General features: G+C 68.3%; 11 protein-coding genes and 1 tRNA gene. 3 read left to right on the forward strand and 9 right to left on the reverse strand.

The window, feature by feature from the left end:
* Window positions 1-7 precede the first annotated feature (7 nt).
* From cimA to ACYYG1_RS06735, 7 genes are read right to left on the reverse strand one after another with little or no spacing between them, the layout of a single operon-like run.
* A complete protein-coding gene (gene cimA, locus ACYYG1_RS06705) occupies window positions 8-1,618 on the reverse strand; it encodes a citramalate synthase (protein ID WP_461209521.1) in 1,611 nt (536 codons plus the stop codon).
* Window position 1,619: 1 nt separating this feature from the next.
* Window positions 1,620-2,855, reverse strand: a complete 1,236-nt coding sequence (locus ACYYG1_RS06710) for an aspartate kinase (protein WP_461209522.1) — start codon at window positions 2,853-2,855, stop codon at window positions 1,620-1,622.
* A gap of 49 nt (window positions 2,856-2,904) precedes the next feature.
* Window positions 2,905-3,381: a tRNA (adenosine(37)-N6)-threonylcarbamoyltransferase complex ATPase subunit type 1 TsaE gene (tsaE, locus tag ACYYG1_RS06715; protein ID WP_461209523.1), complete on the reverse strand. Its 477-nt coding sequence runs from the start codon at window positions 3,379-3,381 to the stop codon at window positions 2,905-2,907.
* Window positions 3,378-3,842, reverse strand: coding sequence for a CBS domain-containing protein (locus ACYYG1_RS06720; RefSeq protein ID WP_461209524.1), 465 nt, complete (start codon window positions 3,840-3,842; stop codon window positions 3,378-3,380). Before ACYYG1_RS06720 ends, tsaE begins: the two co-directional genes overlap by 4 nt.
* A complete protein-coding gene (locus ACYYG1_RS06725; protein ID WP_461209525.1) occupies window positions 3,835-5,400 on the reverse strand; it encodes an NAD(P)H-hydrate dehydratase in 1,566 nt (521 codons plus the stop codon). Before ACYYG1_RS06725 ends, ACYYG1_RS06720 begins: the two co-directional genes overlap by 8 nt.
* Window positions 5,397-5,780, reverse strand: coding sequence for a holo-[acyl-carrier-protein] synthase (locus tag ACYYG1_RS06730; RefSeq protein WP_461209526.1), 384 nt, complete (start codon window positions 5,778-5,780; stop codon window positions 5,397-5,399). The genes ACYYG1_RS06725 and ACYYG1_RS06730 overlap by 4 nt, the downstream gene beginning before the upstream one ends.
* Window positions 5,781-5,816: 36 nt before the next feature.
* Entirely contained in the window at window positions 5,817-6,542 is a 726-nt protein-coding gene (locus ACYYG1_RS06735; RefSeq protein ID WP_461209527.1) for a pyridoxine 5'-phosphate synthase, read from the reverse strand.
* Window positions 6,543-6,787: 245 nt separating this feature from the next.
* On the opposite strand from ACYYG1_RS06735, the gene ACYYG1_RS06740 reads away from it, so the two are divergent.
* Window positions 6,788-8,125 carry a UDP-glucose dehydrogenase family protein gene (locus ACYYG1_RS06740; RefSeq protein ID WP_461209528.1) on the forward strand — a complete coding sequence of 446 codons (1,338 nt, stop codon included), beginning with the start codon at window positions 6,788-6,790 and terminating at the stop codon, window positions 8,123-8,125.
* A 121-nt stretch (window positions 8,126-8,246) separates the two neighbouring features.
* Here the strand turns inward: ACYYG1_RS06740 and ACYYG1_RS06745 are convergent.
* Both ACYYG1_RS06745 and ACYYG1_RS06750 read right to left on the reverse strand, forming a co-directional pair.
* A tRNA-Trp gene (locus ACYYG1_RS06745) sits at window positions 8,247-8,323 on the reverse strand.
* Between the two features lie 63 nt (window positions 8,324-8,386).
* Window positions 8,387-8,602 (reverse strand): hypothetical protein, encoded by a 216-nt coding sequence (locus ACYYG1_RS06750; RefSeq protein WP_461209529.1) that lies wholly within the window; start codon window positions 8,600-8,602, stop codon window positions 8,387-8,389.
* A gap of 265 nt (window positions 8,603-8,867) precedes the next feature.
* Between ACYYG1_RS06750 and ACYYG1_RS06755 the strand changes: the two genes are divergently transcribed.
* Entirely contained in the window at window positions 8,868-9,344 is a 477-nt protein-coding gene (locus ACYYG1_RS06755; RefSeq protein WP_461209530.1) for a chemotaxis protein CheW, read from the forward strand.
* Window positions 9,345-9,460: 116 nt separating this feature from the next.
* Entirely contained in the window at window positions 9,461-12,928 is a 3,468-nt protein-coding gene (gene mfd / locus ACYYG1_RS06760) for a transcription-repair coupling factor (protein ID WP_461209531.1), read from the forward strand.
* Window positions 12,929-12,949 lie beyond the last annotated feature (21 nt).

The following is a 12,949-nucleotide window of genomic DNA, read 5'->3' on the forward strand; positions in this document are numbered from 1 at the left end:
CAGGTCCTCACTTGCCCGGTGCGGGCCAGCGCGCTCGATCGTCCTTGAACAGCTTGTAGTTCACGGAGTCCACCAGGGCCTCCCAGCTGGCGTGGATCACGTCGTAGGATACGCCCACGGTGGTCCAGTGTTCGGTCTTGTCCGCGCTCTCGATGAGCACGCGCACGTTGGAGGCCGTGCCGCCGGTGTCCCTGGTGGTGCCGGAGAGCACCCGGACCTTGAAGTCCTCCAGGCGCATCTCGTCGAGATTCTTGTAGAACGGATGCAGGGCCTTGCGCAGGGCCTTGTCCAGGGAGTTGACCTGGCCCAGGCCCGAGGCGGCGGTGTGCTCCACCTGGCCGCCCACCTTGAGCATCACCGTGGCCTCGATGAAGGCCTCGTCGTTTTCGCGCAGGGCGTCCATGACGCTGAAGTTGACGAGCTTGAAGTATTCCTTGGACCAGCCCATGGCCCGGAAGAACATCAGCATGAAGCTGGCCTCGGCCGAGGAATACTCGTAGCCCCGGCTCTCGCGCTCCTTGATCTCGGCCAGGAGCGTGCCCACGGTGGAGTCGTCCTTGTCCAGGTTGAAGCCGTACTTCCTGGCCATGAACAGGATGTTGCTGCGTCCCGAGAGGTCCGAGAGCAGCACCCGCTGCTGGTTGCCCACGCTCTCGGGCGTGACGTGCTCGTAGGTCTTGGCGTTGCGCATCACGGCCGAGACGTGGACCCCGCCCTTGTGGGCGAAGGCCGATTTGCCCACGTAGGGCTGGCGCAGGAAAGGCCGCAGGTTGCAGGTCTCGGACACGAAGGTGGCCGTTTCCGTGAGCTGGGCCAGGTTGCCCTCGGGCAGGCAGCGGTACTTGCCGCCGAACTTCAGTTCCAGGTTGGGGATCAGGGAGCAGAGGTTGGCGTTGCCGCAGCGCTCGCCGTAGCCGTTGATGGTCCCCTGGACCTGCACCGCGCCCACGGCCACGGCCTCCAGGGCGTTGGCCACGGCGGCCTCGGAATCGTTGTGCGTGTGGATGCCGAATTTGGCCCCGGGCAGGGCCTTTTTCACGGCCTTGCACATCTCGCGGATCTCGCCGGGCAGGCAGCCGCCGTTGGTGTCGCAGAGCGCCAGCACCGACGCGCCGCCCTCGTGGGCCGCCTTGACGGTGGCCAGGGCGTAATCCGGGTTGGCCTTGTAGCCGTCGAAGAAGTGCTCGGCGTCGTAGATCACCTCTTCGAAGAACGGGACCATGTAGGCGATGGAGTCGCGGATGATCTCCAGGTTGCGCTCAAGGGGGATGCGCAGGGCCTCGCGCACATGCAGGTCCCAGGTCTTGCCGAACAGGGTGGCCACGTCGGGCTTGGCCGCGCGGATGGCGGCCAGGTTCTTGTCCTTGTCCGCCGTGGTGCGCGGCAGGTGCGTGCTGCCGAAGGCCGCGACCTTGGCGTGCTTCAGGTCGTAGTTCCTGATCTCACGGAAAAAGGCGCGGTCCGTCTCGTTGGAGCCGGGCCAGCCGCCCTCGACATAATCCACGCCCAGGTCGTCCAGCCTGCGCGCGATGCGAATCTTGTCGCCGCTGGAGAGGTTGATTTCGTCGGCCTGCGTCCCGTCCCTGAGCGTGGTGTCGTATATCCGTATCTTCTTCATGTCAGCATGCGTGGTTTTCTTTTTCCAGTTCGAAGGTGTCGTGCAGGGTGCGCACGGCCAGTTCGGTGTACTTCTCCTCGATGAGGCAGGTGACCTTGATCTCGGAGGTGGAGATCATCAGGATGTTGATGCCTTCGCCCTGCAGGGCCCGGAACATGCGCGAGGCCACGCCGGAATGGCTGCGCATGCCCACGCCGATGACCGAGACCTTGGACACGCGCTCGTCCACCAGGCATTCGCTGGCCCCGATGTCCCCGGCCACGGAGGCGATGATCTCGCGGGTCTTCTCCAGGTCGTTCTGGGGCACGGTGAAGGTCATGTCCGTGGTCTTGCCGTCGCGCGAGGTGTTCTGGATGATCATGTCCACCACGATGCCCGCTTCGGCCAGGGGGCCGAAGATGGCCGAGGCCACGCCGGGGCGGTCCTCGACGTCGCAGACGGTGACGCGAATCTGATCCTTGTCGTAGGCGATGCCCGAAACAAGCACGGCTTCCATGCTCTCATCCTCCTGGGTCACGAATGTGCCGTTGCAGTCCGCGAAGGTCGAGCGGACGTGCACGGTCATGTTGTATTTCTTGGCGAATTCCACGGACCGGGTCTGGAGCACCTTGGCTCCCATGCTGGCCAGCTCGAGCATCTCGTCGTAGCTGATGCGGGGGATCTTGCGCGCCGTGGAACAGAGGTTGGGGTCCGTGGTGTAGACCCCGTCCACGTCGGTGTAGATCTCGCAGACGTCGGCCTTCACGGCCACGGCCAGGGCCACGGCCGAGGTGTCCGAGCCGCCGCGCCCCAGGGTGGTGATGCGGCTGCCGCAGTCCACGCCCTGGAACCCGGCCGTGACCAGCACGTCGTAGTCCTCGAGCATGGCGGCCAGCCCCTTGGAGTCGATGTCCAGGATGCGGGCGCGGCCGTACATGGCGTCGGTCTTGATGCCCGCCTGGAAGCCCAGCAGGGAGCGGGCCTTGATGCCCGCGTCCTTGAGCAGCATGCTGAACAGCGCCACGGAGACCTGTTCCCCGGTGGATACCAGGCTGTCCATTTCGGCCAGATCCGGCTTGGCGGACCATTCCTTGGCCAGGGCGATGAGCCGGTTGGTCTCTCCGGCCATGGCCGAGAGCACCACGAGGACCTTGTTGGCCCCGTCGCTGCGGGCGGCGACCACCTTGTCCAGGACCTGGCGCATGCAGTCCAGGTTGGCCACGGATGTGCCGCCGAATTTTTGCACGATAATGCCCATGAGCCTCGCTTCTCCCTTGGTGGTCGTGAGGGTTTGCGTTGATAATCGATTACGAAAGGGCGGAAAGCGTTTGTGTGGCCTTCTTTCCCGTCGCCGTCAATACTATTGTGCGTCCCGCGGGCGCGTTCTCCCAGGCCAGGGACAGGTATTCCCCGGGCAGGTCGCGCGGGTCCAGGAACTGGGCCCATTCCACCAGCACCAGGGCCCCGGGGTCCTGCATCTCCTCCACCAGTGCCTCGTCCGTGCCCATGCCTTCCAGGCGGTAGAGGTCGAAATGCGCGGCCCTGGGTTCGGTGGGGTAGAGGTTCATGATGTTGAAGCTGGGACTGGAGACCTGAGCCTCGTCCCCGCCGGGCAGGGATTCCACCAGGGCGCGCACCAGGGTTGTCTTGCCCGCGCCGAGGTCCCCGCAGAGCAGCACCGTCTGCGCCGGATGCGTGGCCAGGAGCGCCCGGGCCAGGGCCCGGCCCAGGGCCAGGGTGGCCTCCTCGTCGGGCAGGTGCAGGCGCAGGGTCGCGTCGCTCAAGACTCGCCGCCCCCGGGCACCAGGGTGCGCAGCACGTCCTCCTTGCCCACCACGCCCACCAGGCGCGCGTCCTGGACCACGGGCAGGGTGTGGAACTTGCGGTCCACCATCAGGGAGGCGATCTCGTCCACCGGGGTGTCCGGGGACACGGCCACGGGGTTCGGGGTCATGGCCTGGGCCACGGTGATGGCCGTGATCTTCTCCATCTCCCGCTCCAGGTCCTTGGTGGAGGACAGGGGGATGACCCCGTCCAGCAGGGTGAACACCGAGGGCAGCTTGAGGCGCTTCTGCTGCGCCACGAGGTCGCTCTGGCAGAGGATGCCCGCCAGCCGCCCGGCCGCGTCCAGCACGGGCAGGCCGTTGATGCGGCGTTCGAGCATGATCTGGGCGGCGGCGGTGACCTCGTCGTCCACGTTCAGGGTCAGGGGATCGGCGGTCATGATGTCCTTGGCCTTAAGCATCTGCGGATTCCTCCCAGCATTGGGGCAGTTGGTGTGCGATTTCCGAGGCCAGATTGCCGCGCAGCGGGTGCGACGCGGCCAGGCGCGCCCCGGCCAATCCGTGCCAGTACACGCCCAGGCAGGCGGCCTGCACCGGGGCCAGCCCGCGCGCCAGGAGCGCGGCCGTGAGCCCGGCCAGCACGTCCCCGGACCCGGCCACGGCCAGGTTGGGCGTGGAAAAGGGCGAAAGCAGGGTCCGGCCCCCGGGCTCGGCCACCACGGATCCCGCGCCCTTGAGCACGGTCACCGCGCCGAAGCGTCCGGCCGCGGCGCGCGCGGCGGCGATACGGTCCTCCTGGACCTCGCGCGTGGACAGGCCCATGAGCCGCGCCAGCTCCCCGGGATGCGGGGTGAGCACGGCGCGCGCGGCGTGGGGGGCGAGCAGGGCGGGGTCTTCCGCCAGCCAGTACAGGGCGTCGGCGTCCAGCACCAGGGGCGGCAGGTCCGCGTCCGCGAGGGCGCGGAGAAATTCCAGGGCCCCGTCCGCGCGTCCCAGGCCCGGTCCCAGGGCCAGGGCCGCGAAGCCGGAAAGGCGCGGGGCCAGCTCGCGGGCCTGCGCGGCGCTCCATTGTGCGCCGTCGCCCAGGGGCAGGGTCATGATGTCCGGCGCGCCCGCCTTGACCTCTGCGGCCAGGCCGGCGGGGCAGGCGGCGGTGGCCAGGCCCGCGCCCGCGCGCAGAGCGCCCAGGGCGGCCAGGTGCGGCGCGCCCGTGAGCCCGGGGGAGCCGCCGCAGACCAGCACGTGGCCCGCGACGCCCTTGTGCAGGTCCGGCGCGGGGCCGGGCATGAGTTCCGCCAGGCCCTCGGTGAGCAGGTGGCAGGCCGGGGGTGCGGAGCGCTCCACGAACCCGGGGATGCCGATGGGCTGGACCACGATCCCGCCCGTGAACTCCTCGGCCCCGGGCATGAGCAGCCCGAGCTTGGCCGCGTGGAAGGTCACGGTCCAGTCGGCCATGACGGCCACGGGCAAGGGCCGCCCCGTGAGCCCGCAGAGGCCCGAGGGGATGTCCACGGTCAGCACGAAGGCCGTGGCCGAAAGGTCGTTGATCTCCTCGATCCAGGCCCGGGCCTGGGGCCGCAGTTCTCCCGCGAACCCCGTTCCCAGCAGCCCGTCCACCACGATGTTCGGGGCCGGGCAGATGTCCGCGAGGGCCTTGCCCGGGAGGTACGTCAGGTCCAGGCCCATGGCCTGGGCCAGGCGCAGGTTGGCTGCGGCCGCGCCCCGGTAGCGTTTCTTGCGGCCCGTGTGGGCCACATGCACGCGCGCCCCGGCGTCGGCCAGCCAGCGAGCGACGACCAGGGCGTCCCCGCCGTTGTTGCCCGAACCCGCCAGGACCAGGGCGTCCAGCCCGGCCAGGGAGTCGAAATTCTCGGCCAGGACCTCGAAGCAGCCGCGTCCGGCGCTCTCCATGAGCACCTCCTGGCGCAGGCCGAAGTCCTGGATGGCGGCGGCGTCCCAGGCCCCCATCTCCCCGGGGGTGGGCAGGGGCAGGCAGCCGGGCAGTGCGGGAAAGCTCATGATCCGGCCTCGCTGTCCAGGACCACCACGGCGGCGGCCGTGTCCCGGCCGTGGGTCAGGCTGATGAGGGCCCGGGCCGCGCCCAGGCTTCTGAAGACGTCCTGCGCCTCGCCCAGAAAGAACAGTTCGGGCTTGCCCGACTCCTGGCGGCGGATTTCGATGTTCCCGAAGAACACGCCGTTGGAAAAGCCCGTGCCCAGGGCCTTGGACGCGGCCTCCTTGGCGGCGAAGCGCACGGCCACGTAGCGCACCGGGTTGCCGCGCATCTGGTCGCGCTCCAGGTCCGTGAGCACGCGCCCCAGGAAGCGGTCCCCGAATTTCTCCAGGGCCCGCTCGATGCGGTCCACTTCCACCACGTCCAGGCCGAGTCCGACTATCACCGTGTCCTCCCCGAGGCCGGTTTGAGGCATTCGCCCCTAGGATGCGAAGGAGCGCACCAATTCGTTCATCTCGCGCACGGCGCGGTCCAGGCCCACGTAGGCCGCGCGGGAGATGATGCTGTGGCCGATGGAATATTCGTTGACGCCCGGCACGTCGGCGAAGGCCAGGACGTTCACGTAGTTCAGGCCGTGGCCCAGGTTGACCTTCAGTCCCAGGTCCCGGGCCAGGACGATGCCCGCCAGGATCTTTTCCAGCTCGGCCTTGCGGGCCTCGCGGTCCTTGGCGTCGGCATAGTGCCCGGTGTGGATCTCCACGTACTCGCTGCCCGTGGCCTTGGCCGCCTCCAACTGGCGCGGGTCCGCGTCCACGAACAGGCTGGTCTCGATGCCCGCGTCCAGGATGGGGGCCAGGTAGGCCGTGATCTCGTCCACGCGCCCGGCCACGTCCAGGCCGCCCTCGGTGGTCAGCTCCCGGCGCTTTTCCGGCACCAGGCAGATGATGTCCGGCCTGGTGCGCAGGCAGATGGCCTGCATCTCGGCCGTGGCGGCCATTTCCAGGTTCAGGCGCGTCTGCACGGTGGCGCGCAGCAGTTCCAGATCGCGGTCCTGGATGTGGCGGCGGTCCTCGCGCAGGTGGCAGATGATGCACTGGGCCCCGGCCAGCTCGGCCATGTGGGCGGCGGTCACCGGATCGGGTTCCGTGCCCAGGCGGGCTTGGCGCAGGGTGGCGATATGGTCGATGTTCACGGCGAGAGAGGGCATGGCGTGTTCTCGTGGTTTGTGGTTTTCCGGAGTCGCGCCGCGTCGTTGGCGGGCGAATCCGTAAATTCTGCCCAACCTAGGCCCAAAGTCAAGGAAAAGGGCCGGATGGACGCGGGTCCCGGGTCCCGAAAGGGCGCGTGGCTATTGACTTGCCCGAAGGCGGTGTCTAAGAATTTCGGCGTTCGTAGGCCAAGGGCCAGTCACTCGTCCTGAACCAAGGATACAACCCCAAGGAAGCAATACTGATGAATCTTTGCATAGTCGGCACCGGCTACGTGGGCCTCGTGAGCGCGGCCTGCTTCGCGGAAATGGGCAACAGCGTCTGCTGCGTGGACGTGAATCCCGAGGTGGTGGAGATGCTCACCGCCGGTCGGGTGCACATCTACGAGCCCGGCCTGGAGGAACTGGTGGTGCGCAACAGCGCCGAGGGCAGGCTGCGCTTCACCACCAGCCTGGCCGACGGCCTCGACGGCGCGCGGGTGGCCTTCATCACCGTGGGCACTCCCAGCCGCGAGGACGGGTCCTGCGACCTGGGCTTCGTGCATCAGGTGGCCCGGGAGATCGGCGCGGCCATGCGGGCGCCCCTGGTGGTGGTGGACAAGTCCACCGTGCCCGTGGGCACGGCCGACGAAGTGCGCTCCCTCGTCGCGGCGGAGCTGGCCGCGCGCGGCGAGTCCGTCGGCTTCGACGTGGTCTCCAACCCCGAGTTCCTCAAGGAAGGCGACGCGGTGGCGGACTTCATGAAGCCCGACCGCGTGATCCTGGGCACGGAGAACGAGGAGAGCGCCGAGATCATGCGCGCCCTGTACGCGCCCTTCGCCCGCAGCCGCGAAAAGGTCATGGTCATGGGCGTGCGCAGCGCGGAGATGACCAAGTACGCGGCCAACTGCCTGTTGGCCTCCAAGATTTCCTTCATCAACGAGGTCTCGGCCATCTGCGAGAAGGTGGGTGCGGACGTGCGCGACGTGCGCCTGGGCATCGGCTCGGACCACCGCATCGGCTACCATTTCATCTACCCCGGCGTGGGCTACGGCGGGTCCTGCTTCCCCAAGGACGTCAAGGCCCTGATCAACACCGCGCGCCAGGTGGGCCACGAGCCCCGGCTGCTGTCCGCCGTGGACGAGGTCAACAACTTCCAGAAGCTGGCCATCGCCCGCAAGGTGGAGGCCTACTTCGCCCCGCAGGGCGGCCTCGAGGGCCGCACCCTGGCCCTGTGGGGCCTGGCCTTCAAGGCCAACACCGATGACGTGCGCGAGGCCTCGTCCCTGGCCACGGTGCGCTACCTCACGGCCAAGGGCATGCGCGTCAAGGCCTTCGACCCCGTGGCGTCCGAAACCGCCGCCCGGGAACTGGGCGACAACCCGCTCCTGGAGATCGTCTCCGACCAGTACGAGGCCCTGGAGGGCGCCGACGCCCTGGCCGTGGTCACGGAGTGGAACCAGTTCCGCAACCCCGACTTCAAGCGGGTGCGCGAGGCCCTCACGGCCCCCCTGGTCTTCGACGGCCGCAACCTCTATTCCCCCCGGGCCCTGGCAGAGGAGGGATTCGCCTACTTCTGCATCGGGCGGCCCGACCCGTCCTAGAGCCGAAGTTTATCCGTTTTTCGTAACAAACGCCTCCCGTCCAGCTCTTGGACAGGAGGCGTTTTTTGCCTGGGCAGGGCACAAAAAAACCGCACGGGGTGCGGCGGGCGGAAAAGGGAAGTGGCAGGGGTGGAGGGATTCGAACCCCCAACATCCGGTTTTGGAGACCGGCGCTCTAGCCGTTGGAGCTACACCCCTGCGTTGTCCGGGCTTGCGAAACTAGGTGATGACCCTCGCAAAGGCAAGCCCTTTTTCGACTTTTTAGGGGCGCAGGCCGCGGCGGCAGGAACGCACCAGGAGTTCCTGGATGATGATGCGCTCGTATTCACCCGAGGTCTCGGGTTCGGAGAGCTCCTCGCCGAGGAACTTCTCCAGGTGCTGTGTTTCCTCCCAGAAATCAAGGAGCTCGTCGTCCTCCAGGGACTTGATCTGCTCTTCAAGCGGGAAGTGGGAACTCTGGGGCAGAAATCGGGCCATGCTGCTGGGTTCTCCTTGGTGCCGCGCAATCCTTGCACGGAGTGGCGCACCCTACAGGAGGGGCGTCTCAAGTGCAAGCGTCATCTATCCGATGAGTATGATTGTAGCATATCGCATCCATGGCAGTAAATTCGAGTTTCGGCGATTTTCGCCGGGTGACTTAGGTTGCTGAAATTGGTTGCAAAGTGAAAAAAAATGCTTACTATGACAACAGGCGTGCGGAGTTTTTCTGTCCCAGCAATCCGGTACCCTCTAGGAGAACGATATGGACGAAACTCAGAAAAAACAGGATGCCGAGCTCATTCAGCTCGTGACCTTCTCCATCGGCGAGGAGGAGTTCGGCGTGGACATCCTCAAGGTCCAGGAGATCATCCGCACCATGGAAATCACCAAGGTGCCCAAGGCTCCGGAGTTTGTGGAAGGCGTCATCAACCTGCGCGGCAACGTGATCCCCATCATCGACCTCCGCAAACGCTTCGGCCTCGTCACCCGTGAGCACGACAAGCACACCCGCATCATCGTCATCGAGATCAACAACATGATCGTGGGTTTCGTGGTCGATTCCGTCTCCGAGGTGCTGCGCATACCCGCCAACACGGTGGAGCCGCCGCCGCCGGTCGTTTCCGGCCTGGAGTCCGAGTACATCAGCGGCGTGGGCAAGCTGGAGGACCGGCTGCTCATCCTGCTGGACCTCGACCGCCTGCTGTCGGGCGAGGAAAAGAGCATCCTCTCCCAGGTCTAGACGACCACGGACGAATACCGTATTCAAGGGCCGCCTGACGCGGCCCCGAAGCCGCCATGCCGTGCAACCGGCGCGGCGGCTTCTTTTTTTCACCCTCTGTCATCCACGGCCGGCACGTGATTCTACCTCAAGCCCTGCGTTCCTTCGCCTCGTCGGCCAAGGCCGACGCCCTGCGCATCTACAAGTCCGGGCCCGGCAGCCAGGCCTCGGCCGCGGCCGCGCTCCTGGCCCAGGGCCGCAACGTGGTGGTGGTGGCCCCGGGCACGCGCGACGTGCTGCGCCTCAAGTCCCTGCTGGAGCTGCTGACCCCCGGGGGCGGAACCCCGTTCCCGGACAATCCCTGGACCGTGCTGCCCCCGTATCCGGCCCAGTCCTCGGACCCCGGGCGCTGGGCCATGCGCTGGGCCGCCCTGTACAGCCTGTCGCGCGGCGTGGGCGCGCGCGGGGTGCTCCTGTCCGTGGACAACCTGCTGCCCAAGTGGCCGCCCCTGGACGTCCTGGCCCACCATCACCTGCACCTGGTCAAGGGCGAGGAGATCCTGCCCGACGACCTTCTGGAGCAGCTGGTGCTCTGGGGCTACGCGCGCGTCCCCATGGTCACCCGGCCCGGCGAGGCCGCCATGCGCGGGGACATTCTGGACATCTACGCCCCGGGCCACGCCTCGCCCCTGCGCCTGGACTTCTTCGGCGACGTGCTGGACGACATCCGGCTCTTCGACCCCGACACCCAGCGCTCGCGCGAGGACCTGGACGAGGCCGTGGTCCTGCCCGCCGCCCCGGCGCTCCTGACGCCCCAGTTGCTGGAAGAGGCCCGGGAGAAATGGCGGCACATGAAGAGCGTGGGCGAGTTGTCCACGGCGGCAATCACGGAACTCGAGCGCCGCGTGGAGGCCCTGGAGGGCGCGACCCGGCCCGGGCTGTTCTACAAGGGCCCCTCGTCCCTGGCGGACTGGCTGCCGCGCGACGCCGTGTGGGTGCTCTGCGGGGCCGGGGTGCTGCGCACGCGCCTGGAGGAGCAGGACTGGGCCTGGACCGGCCGCCTGGACGAGGAGGCCGGACGCCTGGGCTGGCGCGCCCCGCGCACCCACGTTCTGGACACTGCCGAGCGCGCCCGCAAGGCCTGGATGCGCGGGCCGCAGCTGCATTTCGAGGACCTGACCATCGGCGAGAAGCGCGACGGCCTGGACCTGCCCGAAAAGGAGCTGCGCGCCTTCGAGGATCTGTTCTGGAAGCCCGAGGAGCGCAACCGGCCCTGGCACGCCCTGCTGGAGTCCCTGAAGGCCTGGGAGCGGCAGCGCCCCCAGACCATCCTCAGCTTCCGCACCGAGGCCTCGCGCCGCAAGTTCCTCAAGCTGGCGGCCCAGGACGGGGTGCTTCCGGCCACGGGCTACGCCCCCGAGGGCAAGGGCCTGTTCGCCCTGGTCTCGCCCCTGCGCGGCGGCCTGGAGCTGACCTGGAACGGGGCGCTGATCCTCTCCGAGGACGTGCTCCAGCCCGCACCGCGCGGCGCGGGCCTGCCCGGCGCGGACAAGGACTTCAAGGGCCTCGCCGGCTACGACGAGCTGACCCCCGGCGACCTCCTGGTGCACCGGGACTGGGGCCTGTCGCGCTTCGACGGCCTGCACCGCCTGGAGCTGGGCGGGGTCTCCAACGACTACCTGCTGCTGGTCTTTTCCGGGGACGACAAGCTCTATCTGCCCGTGGACCGGCTGGACGTGGTCCAGCGCTTCAAGGGCCCCGAGGGCGTCACCCCGGCCCTGGACAAGATGGGCGGCGCGGCCTGGACCCGGGCCAAGTCCCGGGCGCGCAAGGCCGTGGAGAAGGTGGCCCGCGAGCTGGTGGAGATGTACGCTTGGCGCAAGGTGGGCAAGGGCTACGCCTACGGCGACCCGGGCGACGAGCTCGCGGAGTTCGAGGCCTCCTTCGGCTTCCAGGAGACCCCGGACCAGGAGAGCGCCATCCGCGACGTCATGGCCGACATGGACAAGGACGCGCCCATGGACCGCCTGGTCTGCGGGGACGTGGGCTTCGGCAAGACCGAGGTGGCCATGCGCGCGGCGTTCCGCGCGGCCATGGCCGGCCGCCAGGTGGCGCTGCTCTGTCCCACCACGGTGCTGGCCGAGCAGCACTACCAGAATTTCCGCCGCCGCATGGAGGGCTTCCCCCTGAACGTGGCCATGCTCAGCCGCTTCGTGACCCCGGCGCGGCGCAAGGCCGTGCTCGCGGCCTCGGCCAGGGGCCAGGTGGACATCCTCATCGGCACGCACATGCTGCTTTCCAAGGACCTCGACATGCCCGGCCTGGGCCTCTTGATCCTGGACGAGGAGCAGCGCTTCGGTGTGCGCCACAAGGAGCGCCTCAAGGCCATCAAGAAGGACGTGGACGTCTTGACCCTCTCGGCCACGCCCATTCCGCGCACCCTGCAACTGTCCCTATCCGGGCTGCGCGGACTGTCCGTGATGGAGACCCCGCCCGTGGACCGCAAGCCCGTTCGCACCTCGCTCTTGGAGCGCGACGAGGGCGAGCTGCGCGCCATCCTGGCCCGGGAGCTGGAGCGCAAGGGCCAGGTCTTCTGGGTCCACAACCGGGTCCAGGGGCTGCCCCGGGTCCTGGAGTACGTGCGGAAGCTGGCCCCGGACGCCCGGGTGGGCATGGCCCACGGCCAGATGCGCGAGCGGGACCTGGAGGAGGCCGTGCGCGCCTTCTGGCACGGGGAGCTGGACATCCTGGTCTGCACGGCCATCATCGAATCCGGCCTGGATTTTCCCCGGGCCAACACCCTGGTGGTGGACCAGGCCCAGATGTTCGGCCTGGGCCAGCTCTACCAGCTGCGGGGCAGGGTGGGGCGCAGCTCGCGCCAAGCCTACGCCTATTTCGTGGTCCCGTCCCTGGACCACCTGCCCGAGCCCTCGCGCAAGCGCCTGCAGGTGATCCTGGACATGGACTACCTGGGCGCGGGCTTCCAGGTGGCCATGGAGGACCTGCGCCTGCGCGGGGCGGGCAACATCCTGGGCGAGGCCCAATCCGGCACCGTGGCCAAGGTGGGCCTGGACCTGTACCTGGAAATGCTGGAGGAGGAGGTCCGCCGCCTGCGCGGCGAGGACCTGGTCCTGGAGACCAGCCCGGAGCTGAACATCCTCTTCGAGGCCCACATCCCCGAGGAATACGTGCCCGACACCCGGGACAGGCTGCACTACTACAAGGCCCTGTCCTCGGCGCGGGACGGCGCGGCCCTGGAGGACCTCGCCGGGGAATTGCGGGACCGCTTCGGGGCCCTGCCCGAGGCCCTGGAGCGCTTCGTGGCCGTGCTGCGCCTCAAGCGCTGCCTGGGCGCGTTGCAGGTGGCCAAGGCCGACCTGTCCGAGGGCAAGGCCGTGCTCACCTGGGCCGACGGCGCCACGGCCGTGTCCCCGGACCGGCTGGTGGCCTACGTACAGGAGCAGGGCGACGCGGCCAGGCTTCTGCCTCCGGGCAGGCTGGAGATGCGCGTGAGCGCGGGGTCCGTGCGCGAGGGCCTGGAGGAACTGGAAAAGGCGTTGACCCTCCTGGCGGGCGGGGCTACAACACCCGGATGTGGGAACTGACGGCTCCTCTCCCATCCAATA

The organism is Desulfocurvus sp. DL1XJH-121 (genome assembly GCF_054819825.1).

What these genes read in the sequence shown, in the direction of transcription:
- cimA (WP_461209521.1), bottom strand. Translation starts at nt 1,618, where the DNA reads ATGAAGAAGATACGGATATACGACACCACGCTCAGGGACGGGACGCAG.
- ACYYG1_RS06710 (WP_461209522.1), bottom strand. Translation starts at nt 2,855, where the DNA reads ATGGGCATTATCGTGCAAAAATTCGGCGGCACATCCGTGGCCAACCTG.
- ACYYG1_RS06720 (WP_461209524.1), bottom strand. Translation starts at nt 3,842, where the DNA reads ATGCTTAAGGCCAAGGACATCATGACCGCCGATCCCCTGACCCTGAAC.
- ACYYG1_RS06725 (WP_461209525.1), bottom strand. Translation starts at nt 5,400, where the DNA reads ATGAGCTTTCCCGCACTGCCCGGCTGCCTGCCCCTGCCCACCCCCGGG.
- ACYYG1_RS06735 (WP_461209527.1), bottom strand. Translation starts at nt 6,542, where the DNA reads ATGCCCTCTCTCGCCGTGAACATCGACCATATCGCCACCCTGCGCCAA.
- ACYYG1_RS06740 (WP_461209528.1), top strand. Translation starts at nt 6,788, where the DNA reads ATGAATCTTTGCATAGTCGGCACCGGCTACGTGGGCCTCGTGAGCGCG.
- ACYYG1_RS06750 (WP_461209529.1), bottom strand. Translation starts at nt 8,602, where the DNA reads ATGGCCCGATTTCTGCCCCAGAGTTCCCACTTCCCGCTTGAAGAGCAG.
- ACYYG1_RS06755 (WP_461209530.1), top strand. Translation starts at nt 8,868, where the DNA reads ATGGACGAAACTCAGAAAAAACAGGATGCCGAGCTCATTCAGCTCGTG.